Source organism: Sphingomonas sp. ATCC 31555 (assembly GCF_000282895.1).
GTDB lineage: Bacteria > Pseudomonadota > Alphaproteobacteria > Sphingomonadales > Sphingomonadaceae > Sphingomonas.
The window spans coordinates 1-18,348 of the sequence record NZ_ALBQ01000015.1; the positions used below are offsets into that span (position 1 = coordinate 1).

17 protein-coding genes and 1 pseudogene are annotated in these 18,348 nt (G+C 66.6%); 7 read left to right on the forward strand and 11 right to left on the reverse strand.

Annotated features, from left to right (window positions below; all coding sequences use genetic code 11):
* Positions 1 to 58 precede the first annotated feature (58 nt).
* From B215_RS0108665 to B215_RS0108675, 3 genes and pseudogenes are all read left to right on the forward strand, one after another.
* Complete coding sequence (locus tag B215_RS0108665) at positions 59 to 1,105, forward strand: homocysteine S-methyltransferase family protein (protein WP_019369253.1); 1,047 nt, start codon at positions 59 to 61, stop codon at positions 1,103 to 1,105.
* 144 nt (positions 1,106 to 1,249) lie between these two features.
* Positions 1,250 to 3,851: pseudogene (metH, locus tag B215_RS19850) on the forward strand (methionine synthase).
* Positions 3,852 to 3,942: 91 nt separating this feature from the next.
* Positions 3,943 to 4,128: a hypothetical protein gene (locus B215_RS0108675; RefSeq protein ID WP_019369256.1), complete on the forward strand. Its 186-nt coding sequence runs from the start codon at positions 3,943 to 3,945 to the stop codon at positions 4,126 to 4,128.
* A gap of 941 nt (positions 4,129 to 5,069) precedes the next feature.
* Here B215_RS0108675 and B215_RS0108685 read toward each other — a convergent pair.
* The 3 genes from B215_RS0108685 to B215_RS0108700 all read right to left on the reverse strand — a co-directional run bounded on the left by B215_RS0108685 (position 5,070) and on the right by B215_RS0108700 (position 7,017).
* Entirely contained in the window at positions 5,070 to 6,122 is a 1,053-nt protein-coding gene (locus tag B215_RS0108685) for a ribonucleotide-diphosphate reductase subunit beta (protein ID WP_019369258.1), read from the reverse strand.
* A gap of 341 nt (positions 6,123 to 6,463) precedes the next feature.
* Complete coding sequence (locus tag B215_RS0108695) at positions 6,464 to 6,685, reverse strand: hypothetical protein (protein WP_019369260.1); 222 nt, start codon at positions 6,683 to 6,685, stop codon at positions 6,464 to 6,466.
* Positions 6,682 to 7,017, reverse strand: a complete 336-nt coding sequence (locus B215_RS0108700; RefSeq protein WP_019369261.1) for a hypothetical protein — start codon at positions 7,015 to 7,017, stop codon at positions 6,682 to 6,684. The genes B215_RS0108695 and B215_RS0108700 overlap by 4 nt, the downstream gene beginning before the upstream one ends.
* A gap of 98 nt (positions 7,018 to 7,115) precedes the next feature.
* Here B215_RS0108700 and B215_RS0108705 point away from each other — a divergent pair, with 98 nt between their 5' ends.
* Positions 7,116 to 7,379 (forward strand): DUF2171 domain-containing protein, encoded by a 264-nt coding sequence (locus B215_RS0108705; RefSeq protein WP_019369262.1) that lies wholly within the window; start codon positions 7,116 to 7,118, stop codon positions 7,377 to 7,379.
* Between the two features lie 170 nt (positions 7,380 to 7,549).
* Here the strand turns inward: B215_RS0108705 and B215_RS0108710 are convergent, their stop codons facing one another.
* The 4 genes from B215_RS0108710 to B215_RS0108725 form a co-directional block, all read right to left on the reverse strand.
* Complete coding sequence (locus tag B215_RS0108710) at positions 7,550 to 7,912, reverse strand: endonuclease domain-containing protein (protein WP_037513456.1); 363 nt, start codon at positions 7,910 to 7,912, stop codon at positions 7,550 to 7,552.
* Positions 7,913 to 8,066: 154 nt separating this feature from the next.
* Complete coding sequence (locus B215_RS0108715) at positions 8,067 to 9,956, reverse strand: ribonucleoside-diphosphate reductase subunit alpha (RefSeq protein ID WP_026009095.1); 1,890 nt, start codon at positions 9,954 to 9,956, stop codon at positions 8,067 to 8,069.
* 416 nt (positions 9,957 to 10,372) lie between these two features.
* A complete protein-coding gene (locus tag B215_RS0108720) occupies positions 10,373 to 11,254 on the reverse strand; it encodes an AraC family transcriptional regulator (protein WP_026009096.1) in 882 nt (293 codons plus the stop codon).
* A gap of 76 nt (positions 11,255 to 11,330) precedes the next feature.
* Positions 11,331 to 12,173 carry a LytTR family DNA-binding domain-containing protein gene (locus tag B215_RS0108725; protein WP_019369266.1) on the reverse strand — a complete coding sequence of 281 codons (843 nt, stop codon included), beginning with the start codon at positions 12,171 to 12,173 and terminating at the stop codon, positions 11,331 to 11,333.
* Positions 12,174 to 12,263: 90 nt separating this feature from the next.
* Between B215_RS0108725 and B215_RS0108730 the strand changes: the two genes are divergently transcribed.
* The 3 genes from B215_RS0108730 to B215_RS0108740 are packed head-to-tail and all read left to right on the forward strand — an operon-like array spanning position 12,264 to position 15,768.
* Positions 12,264 to 12,686, forward strand: a complete 423-nt coding sequence (locus B215_RS0108730) for a DUF2141 domain-containing protein (protein WP_201785393.1) — start codon at positions 12,264 to 12,266, stop codon at positions 12,684 to 12,686.
* 16 nt (positions 12,687 to 12,702) lie between these two features.
* Positions 12,703 to 14,157 (forward strand): carotenoid oxygenase family protein, encoded by a 1,455-nt coding sequence (locus B215_RS0108735; protein ID WP_019369268.1) that lies wholly within the window; start codon positions 12,703 to 12,705, stop codon positions 14,155 to 14,157.
* A gap of 60 nt (positions 14,158 to 14,217) precedes the next feature.
* Positions 14,218 to 15,768 carry an amidase gene (locus B215_RS0108740; protein WP_019369269.1) on the forward strand — a complete coding sequence of 517 codons (1,551 nt, stop codon included), beginning with the start codon at positions 14,218 to 14,220 and terminating at the stop codon, positions 15,766 to 15,768.
* A gap of 9 nt (positions 15,769 to 15,777) precedes the next feature.
* On the opposite strand, the gene B215_RS0108745 is transcribed toward B215_RS0108740, so the two are convergent.
* From B215_RS0108745 to B215_RS0108760, 4 genes are read right to left on the reverse strand one after another with little or no spacing between them, the layout of a single operon-like run.
* Positions 15,778 to 16,233 (reverse strand): DUF2721 domain-containing protein, encoded by a 456-nt coding sequence (locus tag B215_RS0108745; protein ID WP_019369270.1) that lies wholly within the window; start codon positions 16,231 to 16,233, stop codon positions 15,778 to 15,780.
* A gap of 54 nt (positions 16,234 to 16,287) precedes the next feature.
* On the reverse strand, positions 16,288 to 16,881 hold the full coding sequence (locus tag B215_RS0108750) for an NUDIX domain-containing protein (protein ID WP_019369271.1): 594 nt from the start codon (positions 16,879 to 16,881) through the stop codon (positions 16,288 to 16,290).
* Positions 16,868 to 17,548: a tRNA (guanine(46)-N(7))-methyltransferase TrmB gene (trmB, locus tag B215_RS0108755; protein ID WP_026009100.1), complete on the reverse strand. Its 681-nt coding sequence runs from the start codon at positions 17,546 to 17,548 to the stop codon at positions 16,868 to 16,870. Before trmB ends, B215_RS0108750 begins: the two co-directional genes overlap by 14 nt.
* A gap of 50 nt (positions 17,549 to 17,598) precedes the next feature.
* Positions 17,599 to 18,345 carry an EAL domain-containing protein gene (locus B215_RS0108760; RefSeq protein WP_019369273.1) on the reverse strand — a complete coding sequence of 249 codons (747 nt, stop codon included), beginning with the start codon at positions 18,343 to 18,345 and terminating at the stop codon, positions 17,599 to 17,601.
* Positions 18,346 to 18,348: the final 3 nt, after the last annotated feature.

Sequence of the window (18,348 nt, forward strand, 5' to 3'; positions counted from 1 at the left end):
CCCCCGACCCCTCCCGCAAGCGGGAGGGGAGCGCAGGCGGAGACCGAAGGACAAGACCATGACTGCACGCGAGAAACTGCTGGCCGAAGCCGCCAAGCGCATCCTGATCACCGACGGCGCGTTCGGCACCGAGATCCAGAACTGGAAGCTCGACGAGGCCGCCTATGCGGGCACTCTCGGCCTTGCCCATGACCAGAAGGGCAACAACGACATCCTCGCGCTGACCAAGCCCGAGGTGCCCGGCTCGATCCACCGCGCCTATTTCGAGGCGGGGGCGGACATCGCCGAGACCAACACCTTCTCCGCCAACCGGATCAGCCAGGCCGATTACGGCGCCGAGCATCTGGTCCGCGAGATCAACATCGAGAGCGCGAAGCTCGCCCGCAGCATCGCCGACGAGTTCGAGGCCAAGGACGGCCGTCCACGCTTCGTCGCCGGCGCGCTGGGCCCGACCAACAAGACGCTGTCGCTGAGCCCGGACGTCAACGATCCCGGCTATCGCGAGATCGACTTCGATTACCTCAAGGATGTGTACCGCGAGCAGATCGATGCGCTGGTCGAGGGCGGCATCGACTTCGTGCTGATCGAAACGGTGTTCGACACGCTCAACGCCAAGGCCGGCATCATGGCGGCGATCGAGGCGGGCGAGGCGCTTGGCCGCGACCTGCCGATCATGCTGTCGATGACGCTGACCGACCTGTCCGGCCGCAACCTCTCGGGCCATACGGTCGAGGCGTTCTGGCACGCGGTGCGCCATGCCAGACCGGTGACGATCGGGCTCAACTGCTCGTTCGGCGCCGAGCAGCTCCGCCCGCACGTCAAGACGCTGTCGGCACTCTGCGACACGCTGATCATGGTCTATCCGAACGCGGGCCTCCCCAACGAGCTCGGTGCCTATGACGAGATGCCGGCGACCACCGCCGGTCTCGTCAAGGAATGGGCCGATGCCGGGCAGGTGAACATCCTCGGCGGCTGCTGCGGCTCGACGCCCGCGCATATCGGCGCGATTGCCAAGGCGGTGCAGGGGCTGAGCCCGCGCAGCATTCCCACGCCCGAAGTGCGGACCCGGCTCGCGGGCCTCGAGCCGTTCACCATGGCGGCGTGACCGAGTAATAGCCCTCTCCCCTCCGGCGAGAGGGTTGGGAGAGGGGCACAACGCTGCCCTTCTTGCCCACGCGATCCACGACACACTGGCCCTCTCCCCGGCCCTCTCCCCGATGGGGAGAGGGAGAGAAGAAGAACCCAGATCATGACCACGCCTTCCTCCACCAACTTCGTCAATATCGGCGAGCGCACCAACGTCACCGGCTCCGCCCGCTTCAAGAAGCTGGTGATGGCCGGCGACTATCCCGCCGCGGTCGAAGTCGCGCGCCAGCAGGTCGAGAATGGCGCGCAGGTGATCGACGTCAACATGGACGAGGGCCTGCTCGACGCCGTCGAGGCGATGACCACCTTCCTCAAGCTGATCGCCGCCGAGCCGGACATCGCGCGCGTACCGGTGATGATCGACAGCTCCAAATGGGAGGTGATCGAAGCGGGGCTCAAATGCGTCTCGGGCAAGCCGATCGTCAATTCGATCAGCATGAAGGGAAGGCGAGGAGGCGTTCCTCATCCATGCGCGCAAGTGCATGGCGTACGGCGCCGCGGTGGTCGTCATGGCGTTCGACGAGGTCGGCCAGGCGGACACCCAGCAGCGCAAGGTCGAGATCTGCGAGCGCGCCTACAAGCTGCTCACCGGCATCGGCTTCCCGCCCGAGGACATCATCTTCGATCCCAACGTGTTCGCGGTGGCGACGGGCATCGAGGAGCACAATAATTACGGCGTCGACTTCATCGAGGCGTGCCGCGAGATCAAGAAGCGCTGCCCGCACGTCCATATCTCGGGCGGGCTGTCGAACCTGTCGTTCAGCTTCCGCGGCAACGAGCCGGTGCGCCGCGCGATGCACAGCGTGTTCCTCTACCACGCGATCCCCGCGGGCATGGACATGGCGATCGTCAATGCCGGCCAGCTCGACGTCTATGACGCGATCGATCCCGAGCTGCGCGTGGCGTGCGAGGACGTGGTGCTCAACCGCGACCCCGATGCTGGCGAGCGCCTGGTGGCGCTGGCCGAGAAGTATCGTGGCACCGATGCGGTGGCGGAGAAGCAGGCGGCCGAATGGCGCAGCTGGCCGGTCGCCAAGCGGCTCGAGCATGCGCTGGTCAAGGGCATCGACGCGCATGTCGTCGAGGATACCGAGGAATGCCGCCAGATCTTCGCGCGCCCGATCGAGGTGATCGAGGGCCCGCTGATGGACGGCATGAACGTCGTCGGCGACCTGTTCGGATCGGGCAAGATGTTCCTGCCGCAGGTGGTGAAGTCCGCCCGCGTGATGAAGAAGGCCGTCGCCCACCTGCTCCCCTATATCGAGGCGGAGAAGGAGGAAGGCGCCAAGGGCAAGGGCAAGATCGTGCTCGCCACGGTGAAGGGCGATGTGCACGATATCGGCAAGAACATCGTCGGCGTGGTGCTCCAGTGCAACGGCTTCGACGTGGTCGATCTGGGCGTGATGGTGCCCTGGTCGACCATCCTCCAGGCGGCGATCGACAACGATGCCGACATGATCGGCCTGTCCGGCCTGATCACCCCCAGCCTCGACGAGATGGTGACGGTCGCCGAGGAAATGCAGCGCGCGAACATGACGATGCCGCTGCTGATCGGCGGTGCGACCACCAGCCGTGTCCACACCGCGCTGCGCATCGACCCGGCCTATACCGGCCCGGTGGTGCATGTGCTGGACGCCAGCCGCGCGGTGGGCGTGGCGACGGCGCTCGTCTCCGATACGCAGCGCGATCCGTATGTCACCAAGGTGGCGGACGAGTATGAGCATGTCCGTGCAGCCCGTGCCGGCAAGGGGCAGAGCGAGCTGCTGCCACTGGAAGACGCGCGCGCCAACGCCTTCGAGGCGGACATGTCCCTCAAGCCAGGCAAGCCGCGCCTGCCGGGCGTCCATACGTTCGACGACTGGGACCTGAAGGACCTGCGCGACTATATCGACTGGACGCCCTTTTTCCGCGCCTGGGAACTGGCCGGCAACTATCCGGCGATCCTGACCGACGAAGTGGTCGGCGAAAGCGCCACCTCGCTGTTCGCCGATGCGCAGAAGATGCTCGACAAGATCATCGCCGAGCGCTGGCTCACCGCGCGCGGCGTTGCCGGGCTGTGGCCGTGCCGCCGCGAGGGTGACGACGTGATCGTCCATCTGCCCGACGAGGAACATGTCCGCCTGCCGTTCCTGCGCCAGCAGATCGCCAAGCGCGAGGGCCGGGCGAACATGTGCCTGGCCGACTTCATCGATCATGACGGCGACTGGATCGGCGGCTTCGCGGTCTCGATCCACGGTATCGAGCCGCATCTCGCCCGCTTCAAGGCGGCGATCGACGATTATTCGGACATCCTGCTCAAGGCGCTGGCCGACCGCCTCGCCGAAGCCTTTGCCGAGCGGCTCCACAAGTTCGTCCGCACCGCGCTGTGGGGGTATGCCGAGGGCGAGCAGCTCGACAACGACGCACTGGTTCGCGAGCAGTATCGCGGCATCCGCCCGGCGCCGGGCTATCCGGCCTGCCCCGAGCACAGCCTGAAGCCGATCCTGTTCCGGCTGCTCGATGCCCATAAGCGCACCGGCATCAGCCTGACCGAAAGCTTCGCAATGCTGCCGACGGCGGCGGTGTCGGGCTTCTATTTCGGGCACCCCCAAGCCGAATATTTCGGCGTCGCGCGCGTCGGGCAGGACCAGCTGAAGGATTATGCAGTCCGCCGCGGCATCAGCGAGGAACTGGCAACGCGCTATCTGCGGCCGAATCTGGACTGAACTCGCCCAGGGGGGTGCCGGCCGCGCATTCCCATCCACTGGCCCAAGGGGCGGTTGCGCGGGCAGCAGCGCTGCGGCACCCTGCCGGGCAATGTTCTTCGACGAGAATCGCGTCTGGCCCCGGCCCGAGCCGCCAAGGCCGTTGCCCGCGACGCCGGGGCGGCGCGAGCGATTCCTGACGCGGATGTTCCTGATCTATGCGCTGATCCTGCTGGTGTTGCCGGTGAGCGCCAGCGGCACGGCGGACCTGATTACCTATCTGATCGCGCTGTTTTGAGCCTGGCCGGCGGCCTTAAGTTTAGGAAGCTTAGGCTTGCGGCGTGTTTCAGCACGGCTCGTCGGGGCGCAGTTGCGCGCCGCTTAAGTTTAGGAAGTTTAGGCTCGTGAAGTGCTCTGGCGGGCTGCAGCGGTTGTGCAGCGCTTAAGTTTAGGAAGTTTAGGCGAGGCGCATCTTTGCGTGCGCGGCGCGGAGGAGGCTTGTGGGGCATAATGCCAGCGTACGCCGGCATCTCCTGCAATAGCGCTGTTCGGTTTTCTCCCAGACTGTCGGAGGGCCCAGCTTTCGCCGGGGCGACGAATGGCGGAAAGTATTGCGGGTTCACTTCATGACCCGGTCCGGCTGCGACGTTGCGGGGCACCGCTTCACGAGGTGCGGGAAGTACTTGCTGTTCGACGGTTTCAAAGAGCGTGGAACATATAGAGGACAATGCGGCCTTTACAAGGTTTGACGGCGACGCTGACGAGCCGCTCAAAGGGAGGAAATAGGGCGGGAGGTTGCGCTCCCGCCCTTTGTGTCAGTGCAATTGCACCTTCGGGTTGAGTAGGTGGGTCTCTTCTCTCAGGTTGCGTAGCGCTTCTGATTGAGAGTCGAACTGTTTCCCCGAGCGGAGATATATTTCATCCCCGTCTAGGACTTCCCATCGCCATAACCCTCTTTTGTCCAAAAATACTTCAGCGTTCATAATTTTCGTCCTTCATGATTATGAAGGGCTACATTCAGATCGTAGAGAAGTTGCGTTATGTGGGTTTCAGGATTCTGACCGCCTTTTCGATCTATTCTTCCGCCATCGAGAATTGCCCAAAGAAACTGCAGCTTTCGTGTCTTCATATTGCCCATCAATTCACATAAAATAGAACTTTTTTGTTTTATCTCCTTTCGTCAGGTTGGAAGTGGTTAAATGGCGGCCGAGTTGCCCCGGCCGCAGGTGAATTTAATGTTTACTCCGCCGCAATTCCCGCTTTGGCGAACATGTCGCCTTCGATCGCGTCTTCGTTGGCAATCGTGCTGGTCTTGGCCTGACGGCGCTTGTCGAAGCTGTCCCATACTTCGTTCCAGTTGCCGCGCGTCGCCGCCTTCGAATATTCGGTCGCCCGCGTCTCGAAGAAATTGGCATGCTCGACGCCGTTGAGCAGCGGGGCGAGCCAGGGCAGGGGATGCTCGTCGATCATGTAGATCGGCTTCATGCCCAGCTGGCCCAGCCGCCAATCGGCGATGAAGCGGACGTATTTCTTGATGTCCTTGGGCGTCATGCCGTTCACCGGGCCCATTTCGAACACCAGGTCGATGAACGCGTCTTCGATGCGCACGGTCTTCTGGCACATGTCCAGAATGTCGTCGCGCACGCTCGGCGTCATGCAGTTCCGTTCCTTGCAGAAGGTGTGGAACAGCTTGATGATGCCTTCGCAGTGCAGGCTCTCGTCGCGGATCGACCAGGTGACGATCTGGCCCATGCCCTTCATCTTGTTGAAGCGCGGGAAGTTCATCAGCATCGCGAAGCTGGCGAACAGCTGCAGCCCCTCGGTGAAGCCGCCGAACATCGCCAGCGTCTTGGCGATATCCTCGTCGGTATCGACGCCGAAGGTGCTCAGATAGTCGTGCTTGTCCTTCATCTCCTTGTACTGGAGGAAAGCGCTGTATTCGGTCTCGGGCATGCCGATCGTGTCGAGCAGGTGGCTGTACGCCGCGATGTGCACCGTCTCCATGTTGGAGAAGGCGGTGAGCATCATCTTCACCTCGGTCGGCTTGAACACGCGGCCGTATTTCTCGTGGTAGCAGTCCTGCACTTCCACGTCGGCCTGGGTGAAGAAGCGGAAGATCTGGGTGAGCAGGTTGCGCTCGTGATCGGTCAGCTTCTGCGCCCAATCGCGGCAATCCTCGCCCAGCGGCACTTCCTCCGGCAGCCAGTGCACCTGCTGCTGGCGCTTCCAATATTCATAGGCCCAGGGATATTCGAAGGGCTTGTAGGTCTTGCGGGCTTCGAGAAGCGACATCTGGGGTACTCCGGATCGAAATCAGTGTGAGCGAGAGGCGCGATTGAGGCGCCGATATATGAAAGTGCCGACCACGGCCGCCGGCATTAGCCACAACCAGGCAAACAGGGCGTAGGTGCGTATGCTGCCATGCTTGATAAGCTCTGTGCTGAACCAGTAACTTTCAAACATGCACTTGCGATGGCACGTCGAGCCGAAGGCGCGCGGATAATCCAAGGAAATGGTCAGCCACGTCCCAAGGACAATCCAAGCAAGCACCGCTAGCATGAGGAGCCAGAATCGCGCGACTCCAAGCGCGCGATAGCTTGCCTTCAGCTCCGGGATGCCAGACCAACTTCGGCTCACGCCACCCCTCCCGCGCTTGCAAAGGCCAGCGCGAAGCCGGTGAGGAACAGGCCGAGCGCGACCAGCATCATGCCGGCGATGCGCAGCGCATAGGTCGCCGGCTCGCTGGCCTCCATGCGCAGCAGCCCGCGCGCCGCCGCGGGGCGGAGGAGGACGATCAGTCCTGCCGTGCCCGCAGCGATGCCGAGGCCAGCCTGGATGGCGAGCGTGCGTGTCATTGGTCGATCACCCGTCCGCGGACGGTCTTCATCCCATCGCGCACGACGATGCGCTCGCGATAGACGACCTTGCGGCCACCCTGCGCGCCGACGCCGAGGAACACCACACCGATGAAGAAGCCGAAATCATACCAGCCGCCATTGTTCGGCACCGCATAGACCGCGACCTCCGGAAACAGCAGCGACAGGCCCCAGGCGACGGGGAAGATGAAGCCGTGCCACAGCCCGAGCAGGAAGCCCGGCGCCTGCGGCGTCACGGCGCTCGGCACCTGGTGCGCGCAGGCGGCGAGCAGGGCGAGGGAGACAAGGGCAAAGGCGGCGCGGATCTTCATGCAGCTATCCCTGCGTATGGCAGACGCGCCCGAGGCCCGCGTGCATCGTTTCGCGACCGCGTGCGTTCGGTGCGCGAACCCCAAGCAGGAGAAGACCCATGGCAGATCTGAGCGCAATCCAGGAGCATATGGAAGTCATCGGCGCCGACGGCGTCCATGTCGGCACCGTCGACCATGTCGATGGCGACCGCATCAAGCTGACCAAGAAGGACTCGGGTGCGCAGGTCGAAGGCGCCACCGGCAGCCATGAAGGGCACCATCACTATCTCCCCGGCGGCCTGGTCGCCGAGGTCGAAGGCGACAAGGTGCGGCTGTCGGCCAATGCTGACGTGGCGGTGGAGTTGTTCGAAGAAGAAGCTTGAGGCGATGGGGTGGGGGGCGGCCTGGCCTCCCTCACCCTTCCCACGCGCTGACGCGCGCGGGCCCCTCCCCTCTCCCAAGGGGAGAGGGGCTTGAGGACGACCCCACTGTCCCTCTCCCCTTGGGAGAGGGAAGGAGCCGCGAAGCGGCGGGAGGGTGAGGGTGGCCTGCGTCACTGATCCGCACCCTTCAAATGGCGCGCCACCTCGGCCACCACGCCGTCGGTATTGCCCAACACCTCGTGATTCCAGAAGCGCAGCACCCGATACCCTTCGCTTTCGAGGAAGCGGGTGCGGGCAGCGTCATATTCCGCGGCCTCCGCATGCTGGCCGCCATCGACTTCGATCACGAGACGTTCCGAAAAACAGAGGAAATCGACCCGGTAGGGGCCGATCGGCACCTGAAAGCGCCATTTATAGCTGGGTAGCCCTTCTCGCAGCACCTCGCGCAGGCGCTTCTCAGCATCGGTGGGCGTGCGCCGGAGTGCGCGGAGCTGGTCTACCGTACCAGCGGGCTGGTTCTGGTAGAGGCGCATCACCCTCACCCTCCCGCCGCTGCGCGGCTCCTTCCCTCTCCCAAAGGGAGAGGGACAGTAGGGCGCACCCCCAAACCCCTCTCCCCTTGGGAGAGGGAGGGGCCCATTGCGTCAGCAATGGGAGGGTGAGGGTGCACCGCCACCATGCTTCAGATCACTGGCAGGCCAGGCATTCGTCGTAATCCGTGCTTTCGCCCAGATCGAACTTGGGCTTCTCGATCGTGTTGTCAGCCTCGACCCCGCCCGCGAAGCCGGCGCGCTGCACCGACTTGGAGCGCAGATAGTAGAGCGACTTGATGCCCAGTTCCCAGGCGCGGAAGTGGAGCATCAGCAGGTCCCACTTTTCCACGTCGGCGGGGATGAACAGGTTGAGCGACTGTGCCTGGTCGATGAACGGCGCGCGATCGCCCGCCAGTTCGAGAATCCAGCGCTGGTCGATCTCGAAGCTGGTCTTGTAGCAATCCTTCTCCTCGGACGTGAGGAAATCGAGGTGCTGGACCGAGCCGCCCTGTTCGAGAATCGAATTCCACACCGCGTCGGAATTCTTCGACTTTTCCTTGAGCAGCTTCTCCAGATACGGATTGCGCACCGAGAAGGAGCCGCTGAGCGTCTTGTGGGTGTAGATGTTCGCCGGGATCGGTTCGATGCAGGCGCTGGTGCCGCCGCAGATGATCGAGATCGACGCGGTGGGCGCGATCGCCATCTTGCAGCTGAAGCGCTCCATCACGCCCATGTCGGCCGCGTCGGGGCACGGGCCCCGCTCTGCCGCGAGCGTCATCGAGGCTTCGTTCACCTGGGCGTTGATGTGCTTGAAGATGCGCAGGTTCCAGCTCTTCGCCATCGCGCCTTCGAACGGCAGGCCGCGTGCCTGGAGGAAGGAGTGGAAGCCCATCACGCCCAGACCGACCGAGCGCTCGCGCTCCGCCGAATAGCGGGCACGGGCCATCTCGTCGGGCGCGCGCTCGATATAATCGGTGAGCACATTGTCGAGGAAGCGCATCACGTCTTCGATGAAGCGCTTGTCCTTGCTCCACTGATCCCAGGTTTCGAGGTTGAGCGAGGAGAGGCAGCACACCGCCGTGCGATCGTTGCCGAGATGGTCGCGCCCCGTCGGCAGCGTGATTTCCGAGCAGAGGTTCGACGTCGAAACCTTGAGGCCGAGATCGCGGTGGTGCTTCGGCATGGTCGAGTTCACGTGATCCGAGAACACGATGTACGGCTCGCCGGTGGCGAGGCGGGTCTCGACCAGCTTCTGGAACAGCGCGCGCGCATCGACCTTGCTGCGGACCGAGCCGTCCTTGGGGCTGAGCAGCGCCCATTCGGCGCCGTCGCGCACCGCTTCCATGAAAGCGTCGGGGATCAGCACGCCGTGGTGCAGGTTCAGCGCCTTGCGGTTGAAGTCGCCCGAGGGCTTGCGGATCTCGAGGAACTCCTCGATCTCGGGGTGCGAGATGTCGAGATAGCAGGCGGCCGAACCGCGGCGCAGCGAGCCTTGCGAGATCGCCAGCGTCAGCGAATCCATCACGCGGACGAAGGGGATGATGCCGCTGGTCTTGCCGGTGGGCCTCAACGGCTCGCCGATGCCGCGCACGCTGCCCCAATAGGTGCCGATGCCGCCGCCGCGCGAAGCGAGCCAGACATTCTCGTTCCAGGTCTGGACGATGCCGTCCAGGCTGTCGGGCACCGAATTGAGGTAGCAGCTGATCGGCAGGCCGCGGCCCGTGCCGCCGTTCGACAGCACCGGGGTGGCCGGCATGAACCACAGCTTGGAGATATAGTCGTACAGGCGCTGGGCATGCGCCTGATCGTCGGCATAGGCCGAGGCAACGCGGACGAACAGGTCCTGATAGCTTTCGCCGGGGAGCAGGTAGCGGTCCTTCAGCGTCTCCTTGCCGAAATCGGTGAGCAGCGCGTCGCGCGCATGATCGACCTCGACCGGATAGGGCTGCGGCGCGATCGCCTTGCTGTCGAGCGCCGTGCTGGCGGGGGCGGCTTCGATGGTGGCGGTCTCGTTCACGCTGGTCTCACTATCTCTGAATTCCATACCTCGGACCCCTGTCTTCCTGCATCACGCAACTACCGACTCGGGGCACCGTAGCGATCCTAGCACCAGCCGGGTTTGCGCGAGAACAAAAAGTGTCCATCGGCCCGGCGCCCGGCACAAGTCTGCCCATGCCGCATTTGGGAATGCGGGCGACGGGTTACCAGTGCTTGGGCTTGCCCCTTGGTGCGACCACTACAGATTGTGCCAATCCGAGTCCGGGCACAAGAGCCCAAATGGTGTTCGAATGCAACGACTCATCGCTGAAATGACTCGGCTCGTGGCGCGGGCGCCGCAGCGGAAGGGCCGCGACGCACGGACCTCCCTTGCCTTCCGAAAAGGCAAGGGAACGAAGGTGGAACTGCAAATAAATTTTGGGGGATGAATCGGGGCGGACCACCACCGGTGGTAGACGATCCTTATCGCAGCGGCAGATATAGTTCGGTCACCGCGGCGTCTTCGGGCACGTCGGGGAAGAAGGTGACGCGGCGGGCGAACAGCGGGAAGTCGCCTGGTTCCTCGCCGCTGGCGGGCAGCCAATCGCGGTAGAGGAACAGCGCGGCGGGCTCGAGATCGTCGGCCTGGCCGATCACGCGCAGCATCGCGCAGCGGCCGGCGGGGATCAGGCCCGGTTCGATGCCGTGCGCCGGATCCGCTACCGGATGCGCGGTGCCGGCGCAGAGATCGAGGCGATAGGCCTCCGGCGCGGCGCCGCGCGGATCGCCATGGAAGATATTGTAGGTGGCGCTCGCCGGCGGCCGCAGCCCGCGCAGCTTGCGCCAGGCGATGAAGCGTCGGAGCGTGTCGCCCAGGCGCGCCGGATCGCCGCGATGCGACAGCAGCGCGACGGGGGTGGCGGGAAAGGCGAGGATCGTCACATCTTCGGGGGTGAATCGCGGTGGCATCGTCTGGCTCCTGGCATGGGTGAGCGGCGCGAGGGCCGCATGCCATGGCTGCCAGTCCGGGGCGGCGCGGAACGCCGACGGCGCCTGGCCGAACCGCTGGCGGAAGGCCCGGGCGAACGCCTCGGGCGCTTCATAGCCGGCGTCGAGCGCGATGTCGGTCACGGCCTTGTCGGGCCGATAGGCGAGCCGGTACGACGCCCGCTTCATCCGCACGAGCTGGACGTAGCGATGCACCGAAACGCCGAACAGCGCACTGAACTGGCGGTGGAAATGATGCTTCGAAAACGCCGCTATTCCCGCCAGCGTCTCGAGATCGAGCGCGTCGTCGGCATGCGCGTCGACATGATCGAGCACGCGCTGCATCCGGCCGTGATAGCGTTCGAGCGGCGTCCGCATCTTTTCCTCCATGACGCTTCCGCGCTAGCGGCTGCGGTGGCCGGCCGCCCGACCGATATTGCCGAGCTTCGCCGGATCAGTCGAACCAGCCGGCGTCGCGCAATTGGGGATAGGCCGATCGGCTGACCGGGGCGATCGTGCCGCAAGGCAAGGTCAGCTCCGCCCGGCCGCTTTTCCGCGCAACCGCGCGCACCGCCTGGCGAGCGACCCACCAGCTGCGATGCGTGCGCGCGCCGTCCACCCCGTCGAGCTCCGCGACCGCGTCGCCGATCCGCAGCAGGATCAGCGCCGAACCGGCAGCGGTGTGGACGCGCAGATAATGATCCTCTGCCTCGAGCGCGTGGACCTCGGCGTAGCGCAGGTGCGGCGGCAGGCGTTCGGTGAGGCGAGGCAGGGAGCGTGCGGCGGGCTCCGGCTCCGGCTCCGCCGCGTTCGGCATGGGGACGGGCGTCGCGGCGGTCGATTCGCGCGCGGCGACCGGCGGAGCGGGGCGAGTGGCATAGTTGATCGCGGTGATCACGGCAGTGACGGCCAGCACCATCGCGAACAGAAAAGCGATCCCTGCCGGGGTGGCGCGGCTCCCCGCGAAAAAGGCGATGGTGGTGCCCAGCACCACCAGGGTGAGCGGGGCCGCGATGAGCAGGCTGATCGCCGCGCCTTCGCGCCAGGGGTGCGCGGCAAGCCCGCCCCAGCCGCGGATCGCCGTGGTGGCGCCCATGCCGATCAGCGCGCCGGCTTCCATGATGATCAGCCAATAGCCGAGCCGCGCCGCCACCCCCAGCATGTCGGTGTCGAACGCGCCGGTCAACGTCATCACCAGCGCCGCGACGGTGGCGATGACGACGCCGCGCCGCGCGTGATCCGGCACTGCGGGTGCCGTTCGCGCTTCGCGAATGGCGTTTCCCGGCAGCTCGCGCATTGTTTCCCCCTGATGACGCATCTCGTGGTGACGCGCCTATCCTAGCCGGATCATCTGGCGCCAGTCGAACCCGGAATGGAGATGCCGCAGATGTTCAGGATCCTTTTCGCCGCCGCCCTGGCCGCCGCGCAGCCGCTTCCCGCGCTCGCCGGCCTGCAGGGCGCGACGCTCACCATCGAGCTGCAGGTGAAAACGCATCAGGGCCGCGTGATGATCGCGATCTATGACGAGGCCGGGTGGCAAGGGGGCAAGCCGGTGCGCGTCGCGATGGCCGACGCCGCGCCGGCGCGCGTGGCGGCGGAGATCGCCGGACTGGCGCCCGGGCGCTACGCGGTGAAGCTGTTCCAGGATCTGGACGGCGACGGGCGGATGGGCAGCAACCCGTTCGGTATGCCGACCGAGCCTTTCGGCTTCTCCCGCGACGCGATGGGCGCGGCCGGCCAACCCGCCTGGGCCGACGCCGCCTTCGAGGTGACCGCCGCTGGCGCCACCCAGACGATCACGCTGCGCTGAGCCGGGGAGGACCGAGATGGACATGCACCGCCGCGCCTTTCTGGGCAGCGCCATCACCGCCGGCGCCGCTGCGCTGCTTTCGCCCGAGCGCGCCTTCGCCGCGATGCTCCCGGCCGACTGGACGCTGGGCGTCGCCGATGTGGAGGCCGATCTCGCTCCCCGCGCGATGCGGCGCCTCCATGGCCGGGCGCCCGCGGCTCTGCGCGGCGTGCTGTACCGCAACGGCCCCGCTAAGTTCCGGCGCGGCGATACCGCGGCCACCCATTGGTTCGACGGTGACGGCATGGTGCGTCGCTTCGCGATCGGCGACGGCGAGGCACGACTGGCCGCCCGCTTCGTCGATACCGAAAAGCGGCGGCAGGAAGCCAAGGCCGGCCGCATGCTGATGCCGGGCTTCGGGACGCCGGGGCGCGAGGGCGCAATCCTGACCGGGCCGGACAGCGCCAATGCCGCCAACACCAGCGTGATGATGGCGGGCGGCGAGCTGTGGGCGCTATGGGAAGGCGGATCGGCCTATCGGCTGGACCCTGACACGCTGGCAACGATCGGCCCGAAAACGCTGCGGCCGGACCTGGCGCAGATGCCGTTCCTCGCCCATCCGCGCATCGAGCAGGACGGCACCGTGTGGAACCTTGGGCTGGCCGGCGAGCGGGCGATGCTGTGGAAGTTGCGGCCCGACGGCACGCTGGCGGGCGCGACGCCGCTGCGCCTGCCGCGCGCCAGCTATATCCACGATTTCACGGCCACCGCCCGGCACCTGGTGATCGTATTGCAACCCTGGGTCCAGGGTCCTGGCCGCCCGCCTTATCTGAACCTGCTGCAATGGCAGCCGGATGCCGGCACGCAGGTGCTGGTGGTGGAAAAGGATGATCCCGCCCGCACCCGCCTGTTCGAGTTGCCGGCGTTCAGCTTCTTCCACCTGGGCGACGCCTGGGAGGAACGCGACGGCACGATCCGCTTCGACGGGTGCTTTTCCGATACTCCGGCATTCGGCGTGGCGGAGGCACGCGACCTGCTGCTCGGCAGGACGCAGCCGATGCCGAGCCCCGAACTAACGATGGTGGCGCTGCATCCCGATGGCCGCGGCACGCTGATGCGCAGCGGCGCGGTGGGCGAGTTTCCGCAGAACGATCGCCGCGTGGCCGGGCAGCGGCGGCGCTTCACCAGCTATTCGGGGCTGTACGGCAAGGGGCGGCCGTTCGCACAGGGCGTGGGCATCGTCGATTGGGAGAAAGGCGGCACGCGCGGCTATCGCTTCGGCGCGGACCAGCTGGTGGAGGAATTCCTGTTCGTGCCGCGCGGCAGCGGCGAGGGCGACGGCTGGCTCGTCGGCACGACGCTCAACCTGGCCGCCCGCGCGACCGAGTTGCACGTGCTCGACACCCGTAGCCTGGAAGCGGGTCCGGTAGCGAGCTGGCGCGCCGATGCTGCGCTACCTGTCGGCTTTCATGGCACTTTCCGCCAGGGCTGATGCCCGCTAGGCTCCGCCCCGAACATGGGGGGACGCGAGATGAGACGCTTTGGTGTGGCGATGCTAGCGCTGGCGGCGGCCAGCCCTGCGGTGGCGCAGATCCGGGTGGAGGAAGTGCCGGCGACGCGGATCTCCGCCGATCTCGCCGCCGGCCGCACCAGCAGCGCGGCAGTGACGGCGGCCTATCTGGCGCGAATCGCGGCGATCGATGCCAAAGGCCCGACGCTGCGTTCGGTGATCGCGGTGAGCCCCGATGCGCTCGCCCAGGCGCGCGCCAGCGATGCGCGGCGCAAGGCGGGCAAGGTGCTGGGGCCGCTGGACGGCGTGCCGGTGCTGATCAAGGACAATATCGAAACCAAGGAACTGCCGACCACCGCCGGCAGCCTGGCCCTGAAGGACAACCGCACCGGCCGCGATGCGCCGGTGGTGGCGCAGCTCCGCGCGGCCGGCGCAGTGATACTGGGCAAGACCAACCTGAGCGAGTGGGCGAACATCCGCTCCGATCGGTCGATGAGCGGGTGGAGCGCGGTCGGCGGGCTGGTGCGCAATCCCTATGCGCTCGATCGCACCTCATGCGGCTCGTCGAGCGGATCGGGCGCGGCGGCGGCGGCGAGCCTGGCGGCAGTGGCGGTGGGGACCGAGACCGACGGATCGGTGGTCTGCCCCTCCGCGATGAACGGGCTGGTGGGGCTGAAGCCGACGCTGGGGCTGGTGAGCCGCACCCATGTCGTGCCGATCAGCCACAGCCAGGATACGCCGGGGCCGATGGGCCGCAGCGTGGCGGACGTTGCGCTGCTGTTCTCCGCGATGGTGGGCGAGGATCCCGCCGATCCTGCGACCAAGGGGGCGAACGCCTATCGCAAGGACTATGCGGCGGGGCTTCGTGCCGATGCGCTGCAGGGCATGCGCATCGGATATTGGCGGCCGGACATGGCCGCGGACCTGGCCGCGCGATTCGATCAGGCGCTGGCCGCGCTGCGGGCGGCGGGGGCGACGCTGGTCGAAGTGAAAATGCCGAAGCTCGATGGTATCGGCGAGGCGGAGCAGCTGGTGCTGTTCACCGAGCTGAAGGCCGACCTCGCCGCCTATCTGGCGACGACGCCCGCGGCGGTGAAGGTGCGGACGCTGGCGGACGTGATCGCATTCAACCAGGCCCACGCCGCCGCCGAAATGCCGTTCTTCGGGCAGGAGACCTTCCTGAAGGCGCAAGCGACCAAGGGGCTGGACGATCCGGCCTACAGGACGGCGCGGGCGACATCGCAGCGGCTGGCCGGGCCGGAGGGAATCGATGCGATGCTGAAAGCGGCGGGGGCGGAGATCCTTGTCACGCCCACCTATGGCACGCCGTGGCTGAGCGATCCCGCGCATGGCGACCAGTTCGTCGGCCCTTCGGCCAGCGAACTGCCGGCGGTTTCGGGCTATCCGCACCTGACCGTGCCGATGGGGCTGGTGAACGGGCTGCCCGCCGGTCTGTCGTTCCTCGGCACGGCGCATAGCGACGGCCTACTGCTGCGTGCCGGCCATGCCTATGAGCAGGCGAGCAAGGCGCGGGTGGCGCCGGCCTATCGCGCGACGATCCCCGCCAACCTGGGGCCGCGATCGCTGGAGTGAGGCGGCGGCTCAGCGATCGAGTTCGAGCAGCTCTTCGCGGACATGGATCGCGCGCAGCGACATGCGGACCTCGACCAGGAAATAGATCAGGCCCGAGATCAGCAGCAGCATCGAGATGATGAACGCCACCGCGACCCAAATGCCGACGTGCAGATTGGCCAGCCGCGAGACGAACATCAGCGCCACAACCAGGCAGATCGCCAGCGCGCTGGCGGTGCACAGGAAGATCGCGTTGTTGATCACCGAAATGCGGCGATCGATGATTCGCAGTTCCCAGACGTGGCGCTCATGCTCCGGGCCGCTGGAGCGGGGGTGGAGTTCCTCGATCGACCGGGCTCGATCGACGATGCGGGCAAGCCGCCCGACCATGGTGTTGAGAAAGGCGCCGATACCGGCGAGCAGAAACACCGGCGCGATCGCGGCCTGGATCGTTTCCGATACGGTGGAGAGATAGGGGCCTTCCATGCCGCTACCTTATGGGGGCGGCGATGCGGCCCGCGCAAGCACGAAGCCGCGCGGTCAGGCGGCGGGTGGCCATGTCCCCGCGGCGAGCCGCTCGCGCAGGGCGAGGACCAGCAGCGCCGTCTTCATGTCCGCCAGCGCCGCCATGCCCATGTCCCACAGCCTGTCGAGCGGAAGTTCGATCACTTCGATATCCTCGTGATCGTCGGCAAGGCCGCCGCCCGCGGTGATCCGGTCGGCCGCCGTATAGGGCGCGAGATATAGCGTCAGCATCTCGGTGGAGACGGCGGGCATGGCATGGAAGTCGCCGACCAGCGTGAGCGCGCCCAGGCGCAGGCCGGCTTCCTCCATCGCTTCGCGGCGGGCGGTTCCCAGCGCATCCTCGCCCGAATCGATGCGGCCGGCCAGCACCTCGAACACCGGCTCCGCGCGCCCGCGGAACAGCAGCGGCGGCCGCGACTGGCGGACGAGCACGACCGTGCCGCGTTCGGCATCATAGGGCAGCACGGCGACCGCATCGCCATGATCCTCGATCTGGCGCGTGATGCGGCTGCCGTCGGGCGTGACCAGCGTGGCCAGCAGCATCCGGCCCCAGCCCTGATACACGGTCTCTACCGACTCGATGCGGTGCCCTTCGTCAGATGCGGACATAGCGGAAGTACCACACCTCGTGTCCCTGGCGGCGCGCCTTGCGCTCATAGCGCGTTTCCGGCCAGTCGGCAGGACGGGTGAGGAAATCCGGTGCCGACTGCGCCTGCCAGACGAAATCGCGGCGCTGCCCCATCACCATCATCGCCCAGCGGCAATAGGTGGGATCATCGGTGCCCAGGCGGAATTCGCAACCGGGCTTCAGCTTCGCGGCGATAAGATCCATCGGCCCGTGATTGACCATGCGGCGCTTGGCATGGCGCGCCTTGGGCCAGGGATCGGGATGGAGCAGATAGACGCGGCTGAGGCTGGCGTCGGGCAGCCGTTCGACCACTTCCAGCGCATCGCCCATATGGATGCGGACGTTGGCTAGATCGCCGTCGCGAACGTGGTTGAGCGCGCCGACCACGCCGTTCAGGAACGGTTCGCAGCCGATAAAGCCGTGATCGGGCCGCATCGCCGCCTGACCCGCGAGATGCTCACCGCCGCCGAAGCCGATTTCGAGTTCCAGCGGGCGATCGTCGCCGAACAGCGACGTCGCGTCCAGCGGGCCGTGTTCGGGCAGGCTGAGCCGGGGGAGCAGCGATTCGACCAGCTCGGACTGGCCCTGGCGCAGCTTGTGCCCCTGACGGCGGCCATAGAGACGGCGGATGGTAGTGGGATCGGCCATGGGGTGGAGCGCATAGTCGCGCTGCCCTGCCGAGGCAATGCGCAGGCGGATCAGGCCGAAAGGCGCGTCGCGCGGTGGTTGGCGACCGCCGCATTCCACACGGGACGGGCAACGGGACGGGTGCGGCGTGGCGCGGGTTCGCCGCGGCCGTGGAAATGGCGAAGCCCGCTGGCGAGCGCGGCATCGCGTTCCGTGTCCAGCGTAGGCGCGGGCGCGACCACGGCAACGCCCATGCCGCGGGCGATGCGCAGCACGCCTTCGACCATCCGTGCGCGGGCGGGGGCGGCGTCCAGCCGCCGGGCGAACCCCGGATCAAGGCGGATCAGCCGGGGCGAGCAATGCGCCAGCAGCCGGAGCCCGAGCGGGCCGGCGGCGAACCCGGCCAATGCCACCATCAGCCCGCGATCGGCGCAGGCGCGAATCAGCGCAGTGGCCGCCGCATGATCGGCGTCTTCATCTGCGTGGACTTCGATCACCAGCTGTTCGAACGGGTAGCCATGGCGCAGCGCGGCGCGAAACAACAGGCAGAGCAGGCGATCGGGTGCGCCGGCACGGGCATTGACCGGGACGACCAGCAGGCAGCCGCTGTCGGCGAGATCCGCCGCCGCGGCGGCTTCGAGCGCGCGATCGAGCCGCAGCGCTTCCAGCGCCAGCCGATCGGGGGCAAGCAGGATGGCGTCGGCGGTGTGGAACGCCTGCGGCCGGCTGAGGATGGCGGCACGCCAGGCGAAGGGCTCGCGCGTGCCGTGCGTTGCGATGGGTTCCAGCCCGATCCGGATATCCGCCATGTCGCGCATTTC

Excerpts from the sequence above, each read along its gene's own strand:
- B215_RS0108760 (WP_019369273.1), bottom strand. The coding sequence starts at position 18,345 with ATGCGCGACATGGCGGATATCCGGATCGGGCTGGAACCCATCGCAACG.
- B215_RS0108740 (WP_019369269.1), top strand. The coding sequence starts at position 14,218 with ATGCTAGCGCTGGCGGCGGCCAGCCCTGCGGTGGCGCAGATCCGGGTG.
- B215_RS0108675 (WP_019369256.1), top strand. The coding sequence starts at position 3,943 with ATGTTCTTCGACGAGAATCGCGTCTGGCCCCGGCCCGAGCCGCCAAGG.
- B215_RS0108665 (WP_019369253.1), top strand. The coding sequence starts at position 59 with ATGACTGCACGCGAGAAACTGCTGGCCGAAGCCGCCAAGCGCATCCTG.
- B215_RS0108705 (WP_019369262.1), top strand. The coding sequence starts at position 7,116 with ATGGCAGATCTGAGCGCAATCCAGGAGCATATGGAAGTCATCGGCGCC.
- B215_RS0108715 (WP_026009095.1), bottom strand. The coding sequence starts at position 9,956 with ATGGAATTCAGAGATAGTGAGACCAGCGTGAACGAGACCGCCACCATC.
- B215_RS0108685 (WP_019369258.1), bottom strand. The coding sequence starts at position 6,122 with ATGTCGCTTCTCGAAGCCCGCAAGACCTACAAGCCCTTCGAATATCCC.
- B215_RS0108750 (WP_019369271.1), bottom strand. The coding sequence starts at position 16,881 with ATGTCCGCATCTGACGAAGGGCACCGCATCGAGTCGGTAGAGACCGTG.
- B215_RS0108710 (WP_037513456.1), bottom strand. The coding sequence starts at position 7,912 with ATGCGCCTCTACCAGAACCAGCCCGCTGGTACGGTAGACCAGCTCCGC.
- trmB (WP_026009100.1), bottom strand. The coding sequence starts at position 17,548 with ATGGCCGATCCCACTACCATCCGCCGTCTCTATGGCCGCCGTCAGGGG.
- B215_RS0108700 (WP_019369261.1), bottom strand. The coding sequence starts at position 7,017 with ATGAAGATCCGCGCCGCCTTTGCCCTTGTCTCCCTCGCCCTGCTCGCC.
- B215_RS0108745 (WP_019369270.1), bottom strand. The coding sequence starts at position 16,233 with ATGGAAGGCCCCTATCTCTCCACCGTATCGGAAACGATCCAGGCCGCG.
- B215_RS0108720 (WP_026009096.1), bottom strand. The coding sequence starts at position 11,254 with ATGCGGACGCCGCTCGAACGCTATCACGGCCGGATGCAGCGCGTGCTC.
- B215_RS0108730 (WP_201785393.1), top strand. The coding sequence starts at position 12,264 with ATGTTCAGGATCCTTTTCGCCGCCGCCCTGGCCGCCGCGCAGCCGCTT.
- B215_RS0108695 (WP_019369260.1), bottom strand. The coding sequence starts at position 6,685 with ATGACACGCACGCTCGCCATCCAGGCTGGCCTCGGCATCGCTGCGGGC.
- B215_RS0108735 (WP_019369268.1), top strand. The coding sequence starts at position 12,703 with ATGGACATGCACCGCCGCGCCTTTCTGGGCAGCGCCATCACCGCCGGC.
- B215_RS0108725 (WP_019369266.1), bottom strand. The coding sequence starts at position 12,173 with ATGCGCGAGCTGCCGGGAAACGCCATTCGCGAAGCGCGAACGGCACCC.